Genomic DNA, 17,437 nt, shown 5'->3' on the forward strand with positions numbered 1-17,437 from the left:
CCGGCCGGGAGGCACGGTGCGGGCCCGCCCCGTGCCTCCCGGCCGTCACGACCCACCTGAGGAACCACACGTGCGATTCGGATACTGGACCCCGCTCTTCGGCGGCTGGCTGCGCAACGTCGAGGACGAGGACATGCCCGTCACGTTCGACTACGTGAAGCGGCTCGCGCAGCGAGCCGAGCGCATCGGCTTCGACCTGACGCTCGTGCCCGAGCTGAACCTCAACGACATCAAGGGGACAGCGGCACCGAGTCTCGAGGCGTGGGCGCTCGCGGCCGCGCTGGCGGCGACGACCGAGCGCCTCGAGATCATGGCGGCGATGCGCCCCGGCTACCACCTGCCGGCGGTGACCGCGAAGCAGGCGGCGACCATCGACGAGATCTCCTGCGGCCGGTTCACGTTCAACGTCGTGAGCGCCTGGTGGGCCGAGGAGGCGCGGCAGTACGGCGGCATCTTCTCCGAGCACGACGACCGGTACGCACGCACCGAGGAGTTCGTCGCGATCCTCAAGGGCCTGTGGTCCGAGACGCCGTTCTCGTTCACGGGGGAGTACTACGACGTGCAGAACACGCACCTCGAGCCGAAGCCGCGGGTCACGCCGCGGATCTACGCCGGTGGGGAGAGCGAGGCGGGCAAGAGCTCGATCACGCGGTTCGCCGACGCGTACCTGACGCACGGCGGCACGGTGGACGAGCTCCGCACGAAGATCGACGAGATGCAGCGCCGCCGCGAGGACGCCGGGCTCGCGCCGTTCGAGGCGTTCGGCATGGCCGCCTACGCCATCGTCCGCGAGACCGAGGAGGAGGCGCAGGCCGAGCTCGCCCGCATCACCGATGTCCGCCACGGGAAGGCGTACGAGTCGTACCAGGACTTCATCTCGAAGTCGCAGCTCGAGCACGTGCCCTCGCTCGAGGACTACTCGGTCTCGAACCGCGGCCTGCGCCCCGGGTTCGTGGGCACGCCCCAGCAGGTCGCAGACCGCATCCGGGAGTTCGAGGACGCCGGGGTCGACACGCTCCTGCTGCAGTTCTCGCCGCAGGCCGAGGAGATGGAGCGCTTCGGCGAGCAGGTCATCCCGCTGGTGCGCCCGTCGGGCGTGACCGCCTGATGGCCGCCGAGGACGACTGGGCGTTCGAGACGCGACAGATCCGGGCGGGCTACAAGGCGGACCCGGGGTTCGGCGGGAACGTCCCGCCGATCGCGCAGACCGCGGCCTTCGTGTACCCGTCGGGTGAGGACGCCGCGGCGCGCTTCATGCTCGACGCACCCGGACACACGTACTCGCGGGTGAACAATCCGTCGGCCGCCGCGCTGGAGCGTCGGATCGCGGACCTCGAGGGCGGAGTCGGCGCGCTCGCACTCGCATCCGGGCAGGCCGCGACCTCGTTGGCCGTGCTCGGCGTCGCGCGTGCGGGCGACCACGTCGTCTCGTCGGCCTCGCTGTACGGCGCGACGTACACGCTCTTCGCCTCGACGCTCAGCGACCTCGGCATCACGTTCACGTTCGTGCAGGACCCGACGGACCTGGGCGAGTGGGCCGCGGCGGTCCGGCCGGAGACGCGGGCGTTCTTCGGGGAGTCGATCCCGAACCCCCGCGGCGACGTGCTCGACTTCGCAGGGGTGGCCGGCGTCGCACACGAGGCCGGCGTGCCGCTCATCGTCGACAACACGATCGCGACGCCGTACCTCGTCCGTCCGATCGAGCACGGTGCCGACATCGTCGTGCACTCGGCGACGAAGTACCTCGCCGGGCACGGCAGCACGATCGCCGGACTCATCGTCGACAGCGGGAACTTCGACTGGGCCGCGTACCCGGAGAAGTACCCGCAGCTGACGAGCGTCGCGCACTCGGGCTTCGCCGGCACGGACTTCGCGGCGAAGTTCGGTCGACGGGCCTTCATCCAGCGCACCCGGTCGAAGCTGTGCGCCGACCTCGGCCCGGCGGTCGCGCCGTTCAACGCGTTCCTGGTGCTGCAGGGCATCCAGACCCTGTCGCTGCGCATGGACCGGCACGTGGCGAACGCCGCGGCCGTCGCGGCGTGGCTCGACGCACACGACCAGGTCACCCGCGTGCACTACGCCGGGCTGCCGTCGTCGCCGTGGCACCACCTGCAGCAGCGCTACGTCCCGAAGGGACCCTCGGCGGTGCTCGCGTTCGACCTGGCGGGCGGTGTCGAGGCCGGGCGTCGGTTCGTCGCGGCACTGGAGCTCTTCGACCACGTCTCGAACATCGGGGACGTGCGGTCCCTCGTCGTCCACCCGGCGTCGACGACGCACGTGCAGATGACGTCCGGGGAACGGGCAGCGGCGGGCGTCGGGGACGGACTCATCCGGCTGTCCATCGGCCTGGAACACGTGGACGACATCCTCGCCGACCTGGCGCGCGGGTTCAGCGCAGCAGCGGGGTCAGCCGCGTAGTCCGGTGTCGCACACCGGGGGATAGGTTGGACGCATGACCTCGCTGGCCGCACCGACCCGCGTGCGGGTGCGCGCTCCCGGCAAGATCAACGTGTTCCTGTCCGTCGGGGCACTGCAGGACGACGGCTACCACGACGTCGCGACCGCCTACCAGGCGGTGTCGCTGTACGAGGACGTCACGGCCGAGGCCGCGGACGACTTCTCGGTCCGGTTCACCGGGCCGATCGACACGAGCGCGGTGCCGACCGACGAGTCGAACCTGGCGGTCCGGGCGGCCCGACTGGTCGCCGACGCGGCCGGACACCGGGGTGGCGTGCGGCTCACCATCGAGAAGCAGGTCCCCGTGGCCGGCGGGATGGGCGGCGGTTCCGCGGATGCCGCGGCCACCCTGCTGGCGTGCGACACGCTGTGGGGCACGGGCCTGGGACGTGACGAGCTCCTGCGCCTGGCAGCCCGTCTCGGCGCGGACGTGCCGTTCGCGTTCGCGGGTGGCACCGCCGTCGGCACCGGGCGGGGCGACGAGCTCAGCCCGGCGTTGGCCAAGGGGGAGTTCCACTGGGTCCTCGCCCTGAGCGACTCGGGTCTGTCGACGCCGGCGGTCTACCGTGCGCTCGACGAGCACCGGGAGCGGTACCGTGCGGACATCCGCCCCGCGCCGACGACCCCGGTGGTCGAGACGAACGTGCTCCAGGCGTTGCGTGCCGGAGACCCTGACCTGCTCGCCGACTGCCTGCACAACGACCTGCAGGCCCCGGCGATGCACCTGCAGCCGGCGCTCGCGACGACGCTCGAGGTCGGGGAGAAGGCCGGTGCGCTCGCGGGCATCGTGTCCGGCAGCGGTCCGACCGTGGCGTTCCTGGTCGCGGACCGTGACGCCGCGCTCGAGGTCCAGGTCGAGCTCAGCGCCGCCGGGCTCGTGGCGCTCCGCGCGACCGGGCCGGTGCACGGGGCACGCCTGGTGCACTGAGCTGTCCGGCACCGGGCTGTCCGGCACCGGGCTGTCCGGCACCGGGCTGTCGGCACCGAGCCGGAGGGCTTCCTCCTCCTGCAGGAGAGCGGACGCCGGGCGTCAGTCGCGGACGAACTCGGTGATGACGACCCGTCCGGTCTTCCACCGCTGTTCGACGTGGAAGCCCCGCTCGGCCAGGACCGACGCCGTCTCCGGCTGGATGTTCCGTGCCTTCGGCGTCCCCCCGACGAACCAGACCGTGTCGATGTCACCGAGGCGGGCAGGGATCGTGCTCGACAGGTCGCCGTTCTGGTTCCAGAGCACGCCCGACTCGGCGGCGTTCTTCCGCATGCCCAGGTCGGTCAGGCCGGTGAAAGCCCAGGGGTAGGACACACGGATGATCTCCGCGGTCGCTCCGGGGTGGCCGTAGACGCTGCCGAACACCACGCCCTCGTTCGCGCCGGAGTGCTGTCCGCGCTCCGCGGCGATGATCGACGCGGCGTTCGCCCAGGTCGACTCCTGCTTCGACCTCGGGGTCTTGACGTCGATCGCGCTCGGCACGCTCATCACGAGGAAGAGCGCGAGGACGGCGGCGATGACGGCGCGCGGTCGGACCAGGGTGATCGCGAGGGCGATGAGGAGCGCGACGAACGGCAGGCTCAGCGACGCGTACTTCGGCGAGTACAGGTGCTTGCCGAGTGCGGTGACCGTGAGGAGCACGCCGGTGGGCAGCACCGCCAGCGGCAGGGCGACGCGGACGGCCTGTGCGCGGAGGAGCGAGCGCACGGTGGGGGAGCGTCGGTGTGCGGCGACCAGGGCTGTGGCGACGCCGGCGACGATGAGCGTCCACGCGACCGCGGCGTACGCGTCGACACCACCGAACCAGGCGGTGGAGAAGACCTGTGCGAACGTGCGGTCGCCGATGCCGGAGATCCACGCGACCTGCTTCGACTGCGCCATCACCTCGAGCACGAGCGGCGAGACGACGACGGCGGCGGCTCCGGCGGCGACGGCCCAGCGGACGAGGACGGCTCGCGTGACGAGCGGGGCACGGTCGACGGGGCCTCGGTCGGACGGTGCCGAGCGCCCGGCCCGCCGCTGGGCGAGGAGCGTCCATGCCAGGGTCACCGCGTGGGCGACGACGGCCAGCGACAGGTAGACGTTCAGGCTGACCGCGACCAGCGCCAGTGCGCCGTAGGCCACCCACCACCGCAGGCTCGGGCCGGATCGGGTCCGTCGGACGGCGGTCATGCCGACGAGCGTCAGGGCGACGGCCAGTGCGGTGATGGTCGCGTAGGGGCGGCCCTCGGACCCCGCCCACTGGACACGGGGCAGGGCGAGGAAGACCAGGCCCGCGGTGACCCCCAGTCGACGGCCGCCCACGCGGCGGCCGAGTGCGACGACCAGACCGGCGGCGACGCCGATGGCGAGCGCGCTCGGGAAGCGCAGGGTGAACGGCGTGTAGCCCACGAGCCAGAACCACGCGTGCATCAGTGCGTAGTACAGGCCGTGCACGGCGTCGACGTTCTGCAGCTCGGCCCACAGCTGTGGCCAGCTCCGCTGGGCGCTCGTGACGGTCGCGGCTTCGTCGTACCAGATCGACGGCACCCAGGCGAAGAGCGCTCCGGTGACGACGCCGAACGCGCCGACGGTGAGTTCCGGGGTGCGGACCGCGGCGAGCCGCACAGCCGTGGAGGCAGACCGCAGACGGCTCCGGACCGGCGCGACCCGCGTGGAGGCGGGGACGCGGATGGTACCGGTCTGTGGTGCAGTCACCCTGGTGACGCTAGCGGGCCCGGCTGGACGGGTACCCGGCGCACGCCCCAGCGTCCGTGAGAGTTCGCCATGCCGTAGGGTCACGGACACCATGACGACACTCCGCATCCGCGACGCCGCGCGCTACCTGGGCGTCAGCGACGACACCGTCCGGCGCCTGGTGGATGCCGGCACCCTTCCCCGGTCCGAGGACGCCGCCGGGCGCACCGTGGTCGAGGGCCGCGACCTGGCGGCGTACGTCCGCGGTCGGGACGCCGGGCTCGAGGACCCGTCGGGGGTCAGGAGCTCCGCACGGAACCGGTTCGTGGGGATCGTCACCGAGCTCGTCGTCGAGGGTGTCGTCGCGCAGGTCGAGCTGCAGGCCGGACCGAACCGCGTGGTGTCGCTCATGACGGCCGAGGCGGTCCGCGACCTCGGGCTCGAGGTCGGGTCCGTGGCGGTCGCGTCCGTGAAGGCCACGATGGTCACCGTGGAGGTCCCCGAGCAGCCGGAGCGTGCACGGTGACCAGCGGCGGTCAGGACCCGTCGGCGCTGGAGACCCGGCGTCGCACCACCTCGCGCACCGCCGCGCTGGACGGTGCCGGACAGCCCGCCCTCGACGCCCTGGCCACGGCCCGGGTGCTCGTCGTCGGCGCCGGCGGCCTCGGCGCGCCCGTGCTGACCTACCTGGCCGGGTCCGGCCTCGGACGGATCACGATCGTCGACCACGACGTCGTCGACACGTCCAACCTCGCCCGCCAGACCCTCTTCGCCGCGGCGGACGTCGGCCGACCGAAGGCCGAGTGCGCCGCGGCGCGCGTCCGCGCCGTCGACCCGGTCGTCGAGGTCGTCGCCCTCGTCGAGCGGTTCCGCCCCGAGCACGTGGCCGGGCACGACGTGGTGGTCGACGCCGCGGACAGCGTCGAGGTGACCCGCGCCGTCTCGGACGCCTGCGCCGAGGAGGGTGTGCCGTTCGTGTGGGGGACCGCCCTCGGCTACGACGGCCAGGTCTCGGTGTTCCACGACGCCGCGCCGGAGCCCGTCGACTTCCACGACCTGCACCCGGAGCCGCTGCCGGACGAGGGCTCCTGCGCCGCCGACGGGGTCCTGCCGGCGCTCTGCGGGGCGGTCGGCGCGGTGATGGCGGCGCAGGTCACCGCCCTCGTGGCCGGGCTCGGCGAACCCCTGACCGGTCGGGTGCTCACGGTCGACGCGCGGCGGTGGCGGTGGACCGAGAGTCCGCTCCGCCGTGGCTCGGGTTCGATCCGTCCCGCGGCACCGGCGGCCGGACCGCCCCGGGTCGCCCCTGCCGAGCTGGCGCGGTGGCTCGGCGACGACCGTCGCCCGGTCGTCATGGTCGACGTCCGCACGGAGGAGGAACTGGCGACCGGCGTCATCCCGGGTTCCCGGGTGCCCGGGCAGGAGACCGACGACGCCGAGCTCGTCGTCGTCTGTGCCTCCGGCGGGCGGGCCACGGCGTGGGCGCGGCGCGTGATGGCGGAGCGTCCGGACGACGCGCCGCCGGTGAGCGTGCTGGACGGCGGGATCACCGCGTGGCGTCGGGAAGGCCTCTCGACCACCGCCTGACCGCACCTGCGGCTAGGATCGCAGCGTGAAGACGCTCCTGCGCTCCGCTGCCGTCACCGCGGTCGTCATCGCCGCACTGGCGACGTCCGCCTGCTCGTCATCGCCGGGCGCGGGCGCAGGCGCGGGGAGAGGCAGCAGCACGGGCAGCGCCACCGGCTCCTCCGCCCCGACCGGCTCGATCACCGTGTTCGCCGCCGCCTCGCTCCAGCGCACCTTCACGGAGCTGGGCGAGCGGTACGAGCAGGAGCACCCGGGCACGACGATCACCTTCTCGTTCGCAGGTTCGAGCGACCTCGTCTCGCAGATCCGCAACGGGGCCCCGGCCGACGTGTTCGCGTCGGCGGACGAGGCGACCATGGCGGAGCTCACGGGCGCCGACCTCGCGACCGGGTGGCCGAGGGACTTCGCCACGAACACGCTCGAGATCGCGGTCGCGCCGGGGAACCCGGAGGGCATCGAGGACCTGCGCGACCTGGCGTCGTCCGACGTGCAGCTCGTCACGTGCGCGTCCCCCGTGCCGTGCGGCGCCGCCGCCGATGCGGTCGAGCGTGCCGCCGGGGTGACCCTGCGTCCCGTCAGCGAGGAGCAGTCCGTCGCCGACGTCCTCGGCAAGGTGGCGTCGGGCCAGGCGGACGCCGGCCTGGTCTACGTCACCGACGTCGCCGGTTCCGGCGGGAGGGTCGACGGCGTCCGCTTCGAGGAGTCCACGGAGGCCGTCAACACGTACCCGATCGGTGTCCTGCAGGGGTCGACGAACCCGGGGCTCGCGGCGTCGTTCGCCGCGTACGTCCGCTCCGACGCCGGTCGGCAGGTGCTCACCGACGCCGGGTTCGGTGCGCCCTGATGATGCAGACCGAGTCGACCGGGCAGATCGCGCCGACCGGGCAGACCGCGCCGACCGGACAGACCGCGCCGACCGGGCAGCGGTCCGCACGCCGGCCCTCCGCGGCGCACCGGCGTACCCCGGTGCCGTGGTGGCTGCCCGTGCCGGCGGTGGTCGGCGGCCTGTTCGTCGTCGTGCCCGTGCTCGCGATGACCGGCCGGGTCGACTGGTCGTCGTTCGTCGCTCTCGTCACCTCGCCGGCCTCGACGACCGCCCTGGGACTGAGCCTCGGGACCGCGGCCGCTGCGACCGGGCTCTCCTTCGCCCTCGGCTACCCGCTCGCCGTGCTCTTCGCCCGCTCGACCTCGCGCTGGGTGGGGGTGCTCCGCGCGCTCGTCCTGCTGCCGCTCGTCCTGCCGCCGGTCGTCGGTGGCCTCGCACTGCTGGCGGCGTACGGCCGACTCGGTGTGCTCGGGGCGTTCCTCGACGAGCACGGCCTCCGCATCGCGTTCACCACGACGGCGGTGGTCATGGCGCAGGTCTTCGTGTCGATGCCGTTCCTCGTGTCGTCGATCGAGGGATCGCTCCGCAGCGGAGGTGACCGCGCCGAACGCATCGCCGCGACGCTGGGGGCCGGGCCGACCCGCACCCTCCTCACGGTGACGACACCGCGCGTGCTCCCGGGGATCACGGCCGGACTCGTGCTGTGCGGAGCGCGGGCGCTCGGTGAGTTCGGCGCGACGCTGACCTTCGCCGGCAGCCTGCAGGGCGTCACGCGGACGCTCCCGCTCGAGGTGTACCTGCAGCGCGAGGTCGATCCGGACACGGCCGTCGCCCTGGCGCTGGTCCTCGTCGTGGTCGCCCTGGTCGTCATCGGCACGACGACCCTGCGGACGCGTTCGGTGGTCGCGTGAGTGCGGCGGACCGGGGGCTCCGGGCCCACCTCGTCGTGCCCGAGCGCGGCGTCGACGTCCGTCTGGAGATCGGCGCGGACGAGTGCGTCGCCCTCGTCGGCCCGAACGGTGCCGGCAAGTCCACCGTGGTCGAGGCCCTCGCCGGTCTCCTCCGCACCCGCGGCGGCAGCGTTCAGCTCGCCGGCCGGGACCTCACGGCAGTGCCGACCCACCGACGCAGGGTCGGCCTGGTCGCGCAGCGCCCCGACCTGTTCGCGCACCGGACGGTCGCCGGCAACGTCGCCTTCGGTCCGCGGGCCACGGGTGCGAGCGGACGGGAGGCACGGCAGCGCTCCGCCGCGGCCCTCGCCGCGGTCGGCGCGTCTGCCCTGGCCGGCCGGTCGCCGAGCACGCTGTCGGGCGGGCAGGCGCAACGGGTGGCGACCGCCCGCGCGCTCGCCACCGACCCGGCGCTGCTGCTCCTCGACGAGCCGACCTCGGCCCTCGACGTCGACGCGCGCGCCGAGGTCCGCGATGCACTGCGGACGGCCCGGGCCGGCCGGCCGACGCTCCTCGTCACGCACGACCCGCTCGAGGCCGTCGCCCTGGCGGACCGGGTGGTCGTGCTGCAGGACGGGCGGGTGGTCGAGGAGGGAACGACCGACGTCGTGCTCCGACGCCCGCGCACGCCGTTCTCGGCGTCGTTCTCGGGACTCGTGCTCGTCCCGGGGACCGCCACCGCGACCGGGATCGCTCCCGACGGCGGTGGCGAGCTGGCATCCCGAGCGCACTCCGTGCCTCCCGGCCTGTCAGCCGTGGCGGCGCTGCACCCGACGGCCGTGCGCCTCCGGCGGGACGGCACCGGACTCGTGCGCAGGGTCACCTCGGTCGAGCCGCGTGACGGGCTGGTCCGCGTGCGTGCTGGTGACCTGGTGGCCGACGTCACCGTGGCGACGGCCGCGGGACTCGGGCTGGAGCCGGGCGCGACCGTCCGGGTCGTCGTCGGCCCGGACGAGGTCAGCGTCTACGAACCCGCGGGCACCTGACCTAGCCGCCCGCGAAGGGCGGCATGACGTCGACCGTGTGGACACCGTCGAGCGTCGTCGACCGGTCGCGGGTCGTCACGCCGTCGACCAGGTAGGAGCACCGCTCCTGCAGCGCCGTCCAGCGGTCCGGGTCGGCCGCCGGGACGCTCCGCAGGGCCTCGTCGAGCGTCGTCGCCTCCACCGCGGTCTCGTCCTGTCCGACGGCCGCCCGGGCCGCCGCGAAGAACCGCATCGTCGTCACGGTCATCCTCCGATCGCGCTCATGCCGCGGGCCGGGTGGACGATCCCGTCCGCGTCGTCGCCGTGGTCGCGCGGCTTCGCCCACATGGCGCGGCGCCACGTGTCGAGCAGGACGTCGTCCGGAGCGCCGGCGCGCAGGGGCCCGAGCAGGTCGACCTCGTCGTCCGAGAACAGGCAGGACCGGACGTGTCCCTCGGCGGTCAGGCGCGTCCGGGTGCAGTCGGCGCAGAACGACTCGGTGATGCTCGCGATCACCCCGACCGTGCCGAGCGGCCCGCCGTCGAACGACCGCACCCGGTACCGCTCTGCCGGGGCGCCGTCACGCGGGGCCGCGTCCGGCTCGAGCAGGTAGTGCTCACCGAGCAGCGCGCGGGTCTCCTCGGCGGTGACCATCGTCGCGCCGTCCCAGGCGTGGCCCGGGTCGAGCGGCATCTGCTCGATGAACCGGAGCTCGTGGCCGCGCTCGAGGCACCAGGCGAGCAGGTCGACCGCCAGGTGGTCGTTCACGCCGCGCAGCAGCACGGCGTTCACCTTCACACCGAGCCCGGCATCGGCGGCGGCCGCGATGCCCTCGAGCACGCGGTCGAGGAAGGGGCGACGGGTCACCTCGGCGAAGACGTCGGGATCGACGGTGTCGAGGGAGACGTTGACGCGACGCAGGCCCGCGTCCGCAAGGGCCTGTGCCCGGTTCGCCAGTCCGATCGCGTTCGTGGTGATCGAGAGCTCGACGTCATGCGCCGAGCAGCGGCGGACGATGTCGACGAGGTCGGCGCGCAGGAGCGGTTCGCCCCCGGTGAAGCGGACCTTGCGGACGCCGAGCGTGCCGGCGGCGAGCCCGACCAGCCGGTCGATCTCCTCCGCCGTCATGAGGGCGTCCGACGGGATCACCGGCAGGCCCTCGGCCGGCATGCAGTAGGTGCAGCGGAGGTTGCAGCGCTCGGTGAGCGAGACGCGCAGGTCGACGGCGCGTCGGGCGAAGCGGTCGACCAGGCCGGGGTCGTCACCCGGCCGCGGCGGCAGCGCCGGCGACTCGCTGCGCACCCGGCGCAGCAGGCCGGTCGAGGGCAGGATCCGCGCCGTCACCCGGCCGATGCTACCTCGCGTCGACGGTCCGTGGTCTGCGGGGATCGAGCCGTCGTCCCCAGCGCAGCCAGTCCTCGCGGCGGGTGCGGACGAGCGTGACGACCAGGATGACGGCCACCGCGGCGAGCAACCACCACCGGTACGCCGGGGCCGACGGCCAGACGCCGCGCAGGGCGATCGCGAGGTTCAACGCCATCCACTCCCACCGGCCGGAGAGCACGACGAACGGGATGAGGAGCAGCGCGTACCACGGGTACCGCGGGGTCACGGCGAGGAAGGTCACGCCGATCATCAGCACCTCGGCAGACCACGGCCGTGCCGGGTCGGCCAGGCGCCAGGCGACCACGGCGGCGAGGAGCACGACGAGCCCGACCACGACCGTCGCGGCGTCGCCGGGGAACACCAGGGAGACGAGGGCGAAGCGGGACCCGTCCTCGTAGCCCTCCTCGGACAGGTAGCCGGGCAGGTAGCCGAGCACCTTCACGCCCGTCGTGATGACGTACGGCACGTAGAGCAGCGCGAACACGGCGACGCCGACCGGGATCGCCCACCAGTACCGCCAGCGCCCGAACAGCGGTGGGTACACGATCGCGGGGATGAGCTTCGTGGCCGTCGCCGCGCCGAGGGCGATGCCGCCCCAGACCGGCCGGCCGAAGGCGACGAGCACGACCCCCGCGGTGGCGAGCGCGGCACCGACGACGTCGACGTGCGAGTTCGTGACCGCCTCGGACGCGACGAGCGGGGACCACGCCCACAGCGCCGCCCACCAGGTCGGGCGCCCGATCCGGCGGAGCACCAGCACCAGGCCGACCGTGACACCGAGCGACACGAGGAGCCCCGCCACCTGGAACGGCATGTACTGGGCCGTGGCGGGGACGAAGGCGCGGACCCCGGCGAACCACAGTTGCGCCATCGGCGGGTAGATCGTGGTGACGTCCGGCCGGTTGATCGCGACGCAGTGCCCGTCCGCCCCGTCACCCAACCCCCGCATCCGCGGTTCGAGGGGCTCGCACGTGCCGTCGATCTTGTCCGGGAACAGCCAGTCGGGGCGCAGACCGGACAGTGCCCCGGACTGCGGCGTGTGCGCGTACGGCGAGATGCCGGCGTGCTGCACGATGCCGTCCCAGGCGTACCGGGCAGAGTCGGTGCTGGTGTTCGGCGGACCGGCGAGCGCCGCGACCCCGACCACGACCGCACCGCCGAGGACGATCCGGGTCATCCACTCGCGGGGCACGAAGCGCAGCGCGAGGACGGCTCCGGCGAAGACCGCCCAAGCGATGAGCGTCCACGCAACGAATGGTGCACGATGACCGGCACGGAGGAACCCCAGATGCGTGATGCCGAAGGCGATGACGCCCGACAGCGCCAGCACGCCGACGACGGACAGGACGGTCGACACGATCGCGGACGTCGGGACGGTGGCGGCGCGCGGTCGACTGCTCATGGTGACCCGAGGCTACCGATCGCGCGGCGTCTGCTGCTGGACGCCCGGGCCGCGATGGCGTCGTCCAACCGGAACGCCCGCTCGGCGGTCGTGTGGGGTCGGCTGCTCGGCGTCGCGTTCGTCGTCTGCTTCGGCACGGGCGTGTACAGCCACCTGCTGCAGGAACCGCTGCCGTGGATGCGGTTCCCGACCCGGCCGACGCAGCTCTACCAGTTCACCCAGGGCCTGCACGTCACCGCGGGCATCGCGATCATCCCGTTGCTGCTCGCCAAGCTGAACGTCGTCATGCCCGCCTTGGCCCAGGTGCCGCCGGTGCGCGGGTTCCTGCACCTGCTCGAGCGGCTGTCGATCGCCGTGCTCGTGTCGGCGTCGATCGTGCAGGTCGGCACCGGTCTGCTCAACACGTACCAGTGGTACCCGTGGCCCTTCCCGTTCCGCCAGGTGCACAACGCGATGGCGTACGTGATCATCGGGTCGCTCGTCGTGCACGTCGGGGCGAAGCTGCCGGTGATCACGCGGTACTGGCGGGCGCGGGACGCCTACGACGCGGAGGGCCGGTTCGTCGCCGACCCGTCGTCGGGCAGCGAGCTGCTGCCGGACGGTGGGGAGGCCCGCCCCGCGGTGGGCACCCGCGCTGCGGCCGAGGAGACGCCCGGCTCGTACCCCGGCGGCCTGACCGGCCGCCTGCTGCGGTGGGTCGACGGCCCGGCTGCGCCGGCTGCGCCGGCTGCGCCGGCTGCGCCGGCTGCGCCGGCTGCGCCGGCTGCGCCGGCTGCGCCGGCTGCGCCGGCGGGCGCTCCCGGGTCTCGGGCTGAGCGACCGGACCCGGGGTCCGCGGCGCGCGACGGGTCGCGGGACGCGGAGCTCGGGGACGGAGCCGTCGGGGCGGAGGCGGGGCGCGCCTCCCGTCCGGCGGCCCCCGACTCGGGACCGCGCCAGCGGATCGCTCGGCGCGGGTTCGTCGCTGGCGTGACCGCTGCGACGGTCGGCGTGGTGGCGCTCACCGCCGGGCAGTCGAACCGACTGCTCGAACCGCTCAACGTCTTCGGTGCCCGGCAGCGGCACGTCGGGCCGCAGGACCTGCCCGTGAACCGCACGGCGCGGGCCGCGCAGGTCCTCGCGACCGCGACCGCCGCCGACTGGACCCTCACCGTCGTCGGTCCGGACGTCACGCGGACGTTCTCGCGGGCCGAGCTCGTCGCGCTCGGTTCGGCCACCGCCGACCTGCCGATCTCGTGCGTCGAGGGATGGAGCCAGACGGCGACGTGGCGGGGGGTGCGGATGCGGGACCTGCTCGCGTCGGTGCAGGCCGATCCGGCGTCGCCGTTGCGGATCACGAGCCTCGAGAAGAGTGGCAGCTACCGGGTCACCGAGATGGGGCCGGAGTACGCGGCCGATCCGACGACGCTCGTGGCGCTCGAGGTCAACGGACAGACGCTCGACCTCGACCACGGGTTCCCGGCCCGGGTCATCGCGCCCGGACGACCGGGCGTGCTGCAGACGAAGTGGATCGGGAAGATCGAGGTGATCCGATGAGGGCCGTGAGGATCGTGCTCGTCGTGCTGGGTGTGCTCGTCATGGCCTTCGGGGCGTACGTGCTCGTCACGACCGTCCGGCCGAACCGGATCTGGGGGCTCGCGACGTGGCTGCTCGCCGCGGTCGTGCTGCACGACGCGGTGCTCTCGCCGTTCGTCGTGGGCGCGGGGCTCCTGCTCCGCCGGACCGGGCGGAGGCTCGGCACCGGGGTGCTCGTCGTCGTGCAGACCGCGGTCGTGCTCGGGACCGTGCTCGCGCTCGTCGTGCTGCCGGAGATCGCCGCGAAGGACCACGGGCGACAGAACCCGACCGTGCTGCCGTTCGACTACACCACACGGCTGGTCGTGGTCGAGGGGGTGCTGGTCGCCGTCGTCGTGGTCACGCTCGTCGTCGGCGTGGTCCGCGCTCGTCGAGCCCGGAGGCCACTGGTTGCATCGACAACCAATGGCTAGCATGAGGGCATGACGGACGAGACGCCCTGGCTCACACGCGACCAGCTGCGGGCCTGGATGAAGCTCGTCGCCGTCATGGAGCTCCTGCCCGCAGCGCTCGACCAGCAGCTGCAGCGCGACGCCGACCTCACGCACTTCGACTACATGGTGATCGCGATGCTGTCCGAGACCGAGTCACGGACGCTCCGGATGTCGGCGCTCGCCTCGGCCACCAACGCGTCGCTGCCACGGCTGTCGCACGTGGTGTCGCGGCTCGAGAAGCGCGGTCTCGTGACGCGGTGCCCCTCCGTCGACGACCGCCGGGCCACCGACGTCCGGCTCACCGACGACGGGTACGCCGCGATCGTCGCCGCAGCACCCGACCACGTGCGCACCGCCCGCCGGTTCGTCATCGACGCCCTGACCGACGAGCAGGTCGGGCAGCTCGACGGCATCACCCGCGCGCTGCTGGGACGGCTCGATCCCGAGGGACGGTTCGCCGCGCTCACGTACCCGCGCGACGAGGACGACCAGGTGCTGTGCGAGGAACGCCTGACCGGGTCTGCCGACCCCGGTCCCGTGGGGGTGCTGTTCCGTGCCGCCACCGTGGACGACACCGTGCTGCTCCGGCACGCGACGCTCGCCGCGATGAACTGGCACGCCGAGGGCTTCACCGACGCCGACCTCGACCGCCCCGAGTTCGCGCACTACTTCGCGGGGTTCGACCCGGCGCGCGACCACGGCGTCGTCGCGGTCGACGGCGAGGGGCCGGTGGGCGTCGCCTGGGTGCGGTTCCTGCCGGCCGACGACCCGGGGTACGGGTTCGTGGCCGAGGACGTCCCCGAGCTGACGCTGGCCGTCGAGTCCCGGGGTCGGGGACGGGGGATCGGTACGGCGCTGCTGACGCGGCTGCTCGACGCCGGTCGCACGGCCGGGTGGGGCGGCGTGAGCCTCAGCGTCGAGGACGGCAACACCGGGGCGCGGATCCTGTACGAGCGGGTCGGCTTCCGGACGGTCGGCCGGAACGGCGACTCGGACACGATGCTCGTCCGGTTCTGAGCTCCCGGACCGGTGGCACCGGCACACCGGGAGGCACTGGTACACCAGTAGGCTCGGCGCATGACCGACCGTGCCACGCCGTCCGACACCTACTCCTACCTCGGACCCGCCGGCACCTTCACCGAGGCGGCGCTCAAGCTCGTCGAGGCCGCCGCGGGCAAGCCCTGGCGGAGCGTCAACAACGTGGGCGAAGCGCTCGACGACGTCGTGAGCGGGCGCTCGGTGGGGGCCGTCATCGCGATCGAGAACAGCGTCGACGGCGGGGTCAGTGCCACGCAGGACGCCCTCGCGCGGATCCCCGGCGTCCGGATCGTGGGGGAGTACCTGGTCCCCGTCGACTTCGTGCTCGTCGCCCGGCACGGCACGATGCTGGCGGACGTCCGGACCGTCAACGCCCACCCGGTCGCGTACGCACAGACGCACCGGTGGCTCGAGACGAACCTGCGCGGGCACGGGCACATCCCGGCCCCGTCGAACGTCGCGGCCGCGACCGCCCTGCTCGACGAGCACCCGGTCGCCGACGCCGCGGTGGCCCCGCCCGGCATCACCGACCACCACGACCTGGTGGTGCTGGCGTCGTCGATCGGCGACAACGCGTCGGCGGTCACCCGGTTCGTGCTCGTCTCCCGCACGCTCGCGATCCCGGAGCGCACCGGCGCGGACAAGACGAGCGTCATCGTGGAACTGCCCGCCGACCACCCCGGCGCCCTGGTCGACATGCTCGAGCAGTTCGCGACGCGGGGCATCAACATGGGGCTGCTGTCCTCGCGGCCGATCGGCGACGAGCTCGGTCGGTACCGGTTCGTCATCGACCTCGACGGGCACGTCCACGACGAGCGCGTGGCCGACGCCCTGCTCGGCCTGCGGCGGTTCAGCCCGCGCGTGACCTTCCTCGGGTCGTACCCGCGGGCGGACGGCTTCCGCCCCGAGGTCTCCGCGCGGTACTCCGACGAGGCGTTCGTCGAGGCGCGGGACTGGCTCCGCGCGATCGTGTCCGGCGAGCCCGACGCGGACTGAGCGAGGGCGCTTCCCCGCGTCCTGCTGCCGGGGAGCGCCCTCCCGTCAGCTGTGCGCGTTCTCGACCCTGCGCGTGTTGCGGGTCTGGTCCTGCGGGCCGGCGACGCGCACGCGCAGGCCGCCGGCGTCGATCCTGGCCTTGAACGCCACGACCTCGCCGACCGGGTCGCCGTCGATCTCGAACTCGTCCGGACGCTCGAGTCGCGCCACGAACTCCTGACCGCGGATGTACCGCAGCGGGCGTTCTTCGCGGGCCTTCGTCGCGATGCGCTTCCCGACCTCGGTCTGTCCGGCCCTGGACCGGCGGAACGAGCGCAGGATCGCGTTCTCCCAGAACACCCGTGCACCGATCCGGACCCACCCGAAGAAGCCGTGCGGTCGCATGACGACGATGTCGAAGACACCGTCGTCGATCTCGGCATCGGGCAGCAGGGTCGCGCCGGCCTGCAGCATGCCGCAGTTCCCGACGATCAACGAGTGCGCGCGGGCGGAGTGGTTGCTGTCACCGTCGAGTCGGTACCGGAACTCGAACGCGTCGGCGTCGCGCACCGAGCGGAAGAGCGAGTCGACGTAGGCCAACCAACCGACCTTCTTCTTCAGGTCGTCGTTCGTGTTCACGAGCATCCGCGCGTCGAGCCCGAGGCCGGCCATGACGACGAAGCCGAACTGCTCGCGCTCACCGCCCGGGCGTTCGACCTCGAGCTCGCCGAAGTCGATGGCCCGGTCCTCCCCGTGGAAGATCGTGTGGGCGCTGGCACCGAGGTCGTCGATCGGGGCGGGGATGTTCCGGGCGAGCAGGTTGCCCGTACCGCTCGGCAGCAGGGCCAGCGCGGCGTCGGACCCGTGCACGACCTCGGCCACCGCGCGGACGGTGCCGTCGCCGCCGGCCGCAGCCACGACGTCGGCTCCCGCCTCGAGCGCGGCCTTCGCCATGCCGCCGCCCGGGTCCTCCTCCGTGGTCTCGAACCACAGGGTCTCGGCCCAGCCGGCCTCCTGCTGGTGCTTCGCGACGGTGCTCTTGAGGGTCTCCAGGTGCACCTTGACCGGGTTGTAGACGACCGCGGCCGTCCTCTGCTCGGTCGGGAGGGCGTCCTGGTCCGCGGGCGCGGTCTCCGATGGTGTCGACATGGTCCTGACGTTACCGACCGGAGCCTGC

Annotated in this window: 17 protein-coding genes; 12 read left to right on the forward strand and 5 right to left on the reverse strand. The window is 73.4% G+C overall.

What is annotated here, in order from left to right; translation table 11 throughout:
- Positions 1-70: 70 nt before the first annotated feature.
- From DEJ23_RS05140 to DEJ23_RS05150, 3 genes are read left to right on the forward strand one after another with little or no spacing between them, the layout of a single operon-like run.
- Positions 71-1,108 carry an LLM class flavin-dependent oxidoreductase gene (locus tag DEJ23_RS05140; RefSeq protein ID WP_111239187.1) on the forward strand — a complete coding sequence of 346 codons (1,038 nt, stop codon included), beginning with the start codon at positions 71-73 and terminating at the stop codon, positions 1,106-1,108.
- On the forward strand, positions 1,108-2,418 hold the full coding sequence (locus DEJ23_RS05145; RefSeq protein WP_111239188.1) for an O-acetylhomoserine aminocarboxypropyltransferase/cysteine synthase family protein: 1,311 nt from the start codon (positions 1,108-1,110) through the stop codon (positions 2,416-2,418). The genes DEJ23_RS05140 and DEJ23_RS05145 overlap by 1 nt, the downstream gene beginning before the upstream one ends.
- A gap of 34 nt (positions 2,419-2,452) precedes the next feature.
- Complete coding sequence (locus DEJ23_RS05150; RefSeq protein WP_111239189.1) at positions 2,453-3,385, forward strand: 4-(cytidine 5'-diphospho)-2-C-methyl-D-erythritol kinase; 933 nt, start codon at positions 2,453-2,455, stop codon at positions 3,383-3,385.
- Positions 3,386-3,487: 102 nt separating this feature from the next.
- Here the strand turns inward: DEJ23_RS05150 and DEJ23_RS05155 are convergent, their stop codons facing one another.
- The gene (locus tag DEJ23_RS05155; RefSeq protein ID WP_181429124.1) at positions 3,488-5,143 is read right to left on the reverse strand and encodes a glycosyltransferase family 39 protein; all 1,656 of its coding nucleotides are present in this window, start codon (positions 5,141-5,143) and stop codon (positions 3,488-3,490) included.
- Between the two features lie 91 nt (positions 5,144-5,234).
- Between DEJ23_RS05155 and DEJ23_RS05160 the strand changes: the two genes are divergently transcribed.
- Genes DEJ23_RS05160 through DEJ23_RS05180 form a run of 5 tightly spaced genes read left to right on the forward strand, consistent with a single transcriptional unit; the run spans position 5,235 to position 9,471 of the window.
- Positions 5,235-5,648, forward strand: coding sequence for a molybdopterin-binding protein (locus DEJ23_RS05160; protein ID WP_111239191.1), 414 nt, complete (start codon positions 5,235-5,237; stop codon positions 5,646-5,648).
- Entirely contained in the window at positions 5,645-6,709 is a 1,065-nt protein-coding gene (locus DEJ23_RS05165) for a HesA/MoeB/ThiF family protein (RefSeq protein ID WP_111239192.1), read from the forward strand. The genes DEJ23_RS05160 and DEJ23_RS05165 overlap by 4 nt, the downstream gene beginning before the upstream one ends.
- Before the next feature lie 25 nt (positions 6,710-6,734).
- A complete protein-coding gene (gene modA / locus DEJ23_RS05170; protein WP_258375256.1) occupies positions 6,735-7,553 on the forward strand; it encodes a molybdate ABC transporter substrate-binding protein in 819 nt (272 codons plus the stop codon).
- Positions 7,553-8,446, forward strand: a complete 894-nt coding sequence (locus tag DEJ23_RS05175; RefSeq protein ID WP_258375257.1) for an ABC transporter permease — start codon at positions 7,553-7,555, stop codon at positions 8,444-8,446. Before modA ends, DEJ23_RS05175 begins: the two co-directional genes overlap by 1 nt.
- On the forward strand, positions 8,443-9,471 hold the full coding sequence (locus DEJ23_RS05180; RefSeq protein ID WP_220034189.1) for an ABC transporter ATP-binding protein: 1,029 nt from the start codon (positions 8,443-8,445) through the stop codon (positions 9,469-9,471). The genes DEJ23_RS05175 and DEJ23_RS05180 overlap by 4 nt, the downstream gene beginning before the upstream one ends.
- 1 nt (position 9,472) lies before the next feature.
- Here the strand turns inward: DEJ23_RS05180 and DEJ23_RS05185 are convergent, their stop codons facing one another.
- Genes DEJ23_RS05185 through DEJ23_RS05195 form a run of 3 tightly spaced genes read right to left on the reverse strand, consistent with a single transcriptional unit; the run spans position 9,473 to position 12,238 of the window.
- Positions 9,473-9,703, reverse strand: coding sequence for a MoaD/ThiS family protein (locus tag DEJ23_RS05185; RefSeq protein WP_220034195.1), 231 nt, complete (start codon positions 9,701-9,703; stop codon positions 9,473-9,475).
- A gap of 11 nt (positions 9,704-9,714) precedes the next feature.
- A complete protein-coding gene (gene moaA, locus DEJ23_RS05190) occupies positions 9,715-10,794 on the reverse strand; it encodes a GTP 3',8-cyclase MoaA (RefSeq protein ID WP_375342262.1) in 1,080 nt (359 codons plus the stop codon).
- Between the two features lie 10 nt (positions 10,795-10,804).
- Positions 10,805-12,238, reverse strand: a complete 1,434-nt coding sequence (locus tag DEJ23_RS05195; RefSeq protein WP_111239194.1) for a glycosyltransferase 87 family protein — start codon at positions 12,236-12,238, stop codon at positions 10,805-10,807.
- A 54-nt stretch (positions 12,239-12,292) separates the two neighbouring features.
- Here DEJ23_RS05195 and DEJ23_RS15875 point away from each other — a divergent pair, with 54 nt between their 5' ends.
- Genes DEJ23_RS15875 through pheA form a run of 4 tightly spaced genes read left to right on the forward strand, consistent with a single transcriptional unit; the run spans position 12,293 to position 16,281 of the window.
- Positions 12,293-13,774 (forward strand): molybdopterin-dependent oxidoreductase, encoded by a 1,482-nt coding sequence (locus DEJ23_RS15875; protein ID WP_111239195.1) that lies wholly within the window; start codon positions 12,293-12,295, stop codon positions 13,772-13,774.
- Positions 13,771-14,226, forward strand: coding sequence for a hypothetical protein (locus DEJ23_RS05205; RefSeq protein ID WP_258375261.1), 456 nt, complete (start codon positions 13,771-13,773; stop codon positions 14,224-14,226). Before DEJ23_RS15875 ends, DEJ23_RS05205 begins: the two co-directional genes overlap by 4 nt.
- 9 nt (positions 14,227-14,235) lie before the next feature.
- Entirely contained in the window at positions 14,236-15,264 is a 1,029-nt protein-coding gene (locus tag DEJ23_RS15995; protein WP_309147073.1) for a bifunctional helix-turn-helix transcriptional regulator/GNAT family N-acetyltransferase, read from the forward strand.
- Between the two features lie 60 nt (positions 15,265-15,324).
- Positions 15,325-16,281, forward strand: a complete 957-nt coding sequence (gene pheA, locus DEJ23_RS05220) for a prephenate dehydratase (protein ID WP_111239196.1) — start codon at positions 15,325-15,327, stop codon at positions 16,279-16,281.
- Positions 16,282-16,326: 45 nt separating this feature from the next.
- On the opposite strand, the gene DEJ23_RS05225 is transcribed toward pheA, so the two are convergent.
- A complete protein-coding gene (locus DEJ23_RS05225; RefSeq protein WP_111239308.1) occupies positions 16,327-17,409 on the reverse strand; it encodes a diacylglycerol kinase family protein in 1,083 nt (360 codons plus the stop codon).
- Positions 17,410-17,437: the final 28 nt, after the last annotated feature.

This window comes from Curtobacterium sp. MCSS17_008, from assembly GCF_003234185.1.
Taxonomy (GTDB): domain Bacteria; phylum Actinomycetota; class Actinomycetes; order Actinomycetales; family Microbacteriaceae; genus Curtobacterium.

Coding starts and splice junctions, on each gene's coding strand:
- DEJ23_RS05145 (WP_111239188.1), top strand. CDS start 1,108: ATGGCCGCCGAGGACGACTGGGCGTTCGAGACGCGACAGATCCGGGCG.
- DEJ23_RS05150 (WP_111239189.1), top strand. CDS start 2,453: ATGACCTCGCTGGCCGCACCGACCCGCGTGCGGGTGCGCGCTCCCGGC.
- DEJ23_RS05160 (WP_111239191.1), top strand. CDS start 5,235: ATGACGACACTCCGCATCCGCGACGCCGCGCGCTACCTGGGCGTCAGC.
- DEJ23_RS05175 (WP_258375257.1), top strand. CDS start 7,553: ATGATGCAGACCGAGTCGACCGGGCAGATCGCGCCGACCGGGCAGACC.
- DEJ23_RS05185 (WP_220034195.1), bottom strand. CDS start 9,703: ATGCGGTTCTTCGCGGCGGCCCGGGCGGCCGTCGGACAGGACGAGACC.
- DEJ23_RS05195 (WP_111239194.1), bottom strand. CDS start 12,238: ATGAGCAGTCGACCGCGCGCCGCCACCGTCCCGACGTCCGCGATCGTG.
- DEJ23_RS15875 (WP_111239195.1), top strand. CDS start 12,293: ATGGCGTCGTCCAACCGGAACGCCCGCTCGGCGGTCGTGTGGGGTCGG.
- DEJ23_RS05205 (WP_258375261.1), top strand. CDS start 13,771: ATGAGGGCCGTGAGGATCGTGCTCGTCGTGCTGGGTGTGCTCGTCATG.
- DEJ23_RS15995 (WP_309147073.1), top strand. CDS start 14,236: ATGACGGACGAGACGCCCTGGCTCACACGCGACCAGCTGCGGGCCTGG.
- pheA (WP_111239196.1), top strand. CDS start 15,325: ATGACCGACCGTGCCACGCCGTCCGACACCTACTCCTACCTCGGACCC.
- DEJ23_RS05225 (WP_111239308.1), bottom strand. CDS start 17,409: ATGTCGACACCATCGGAGACCGCGCCCGCGGACCAGGACGCCCTCCCG.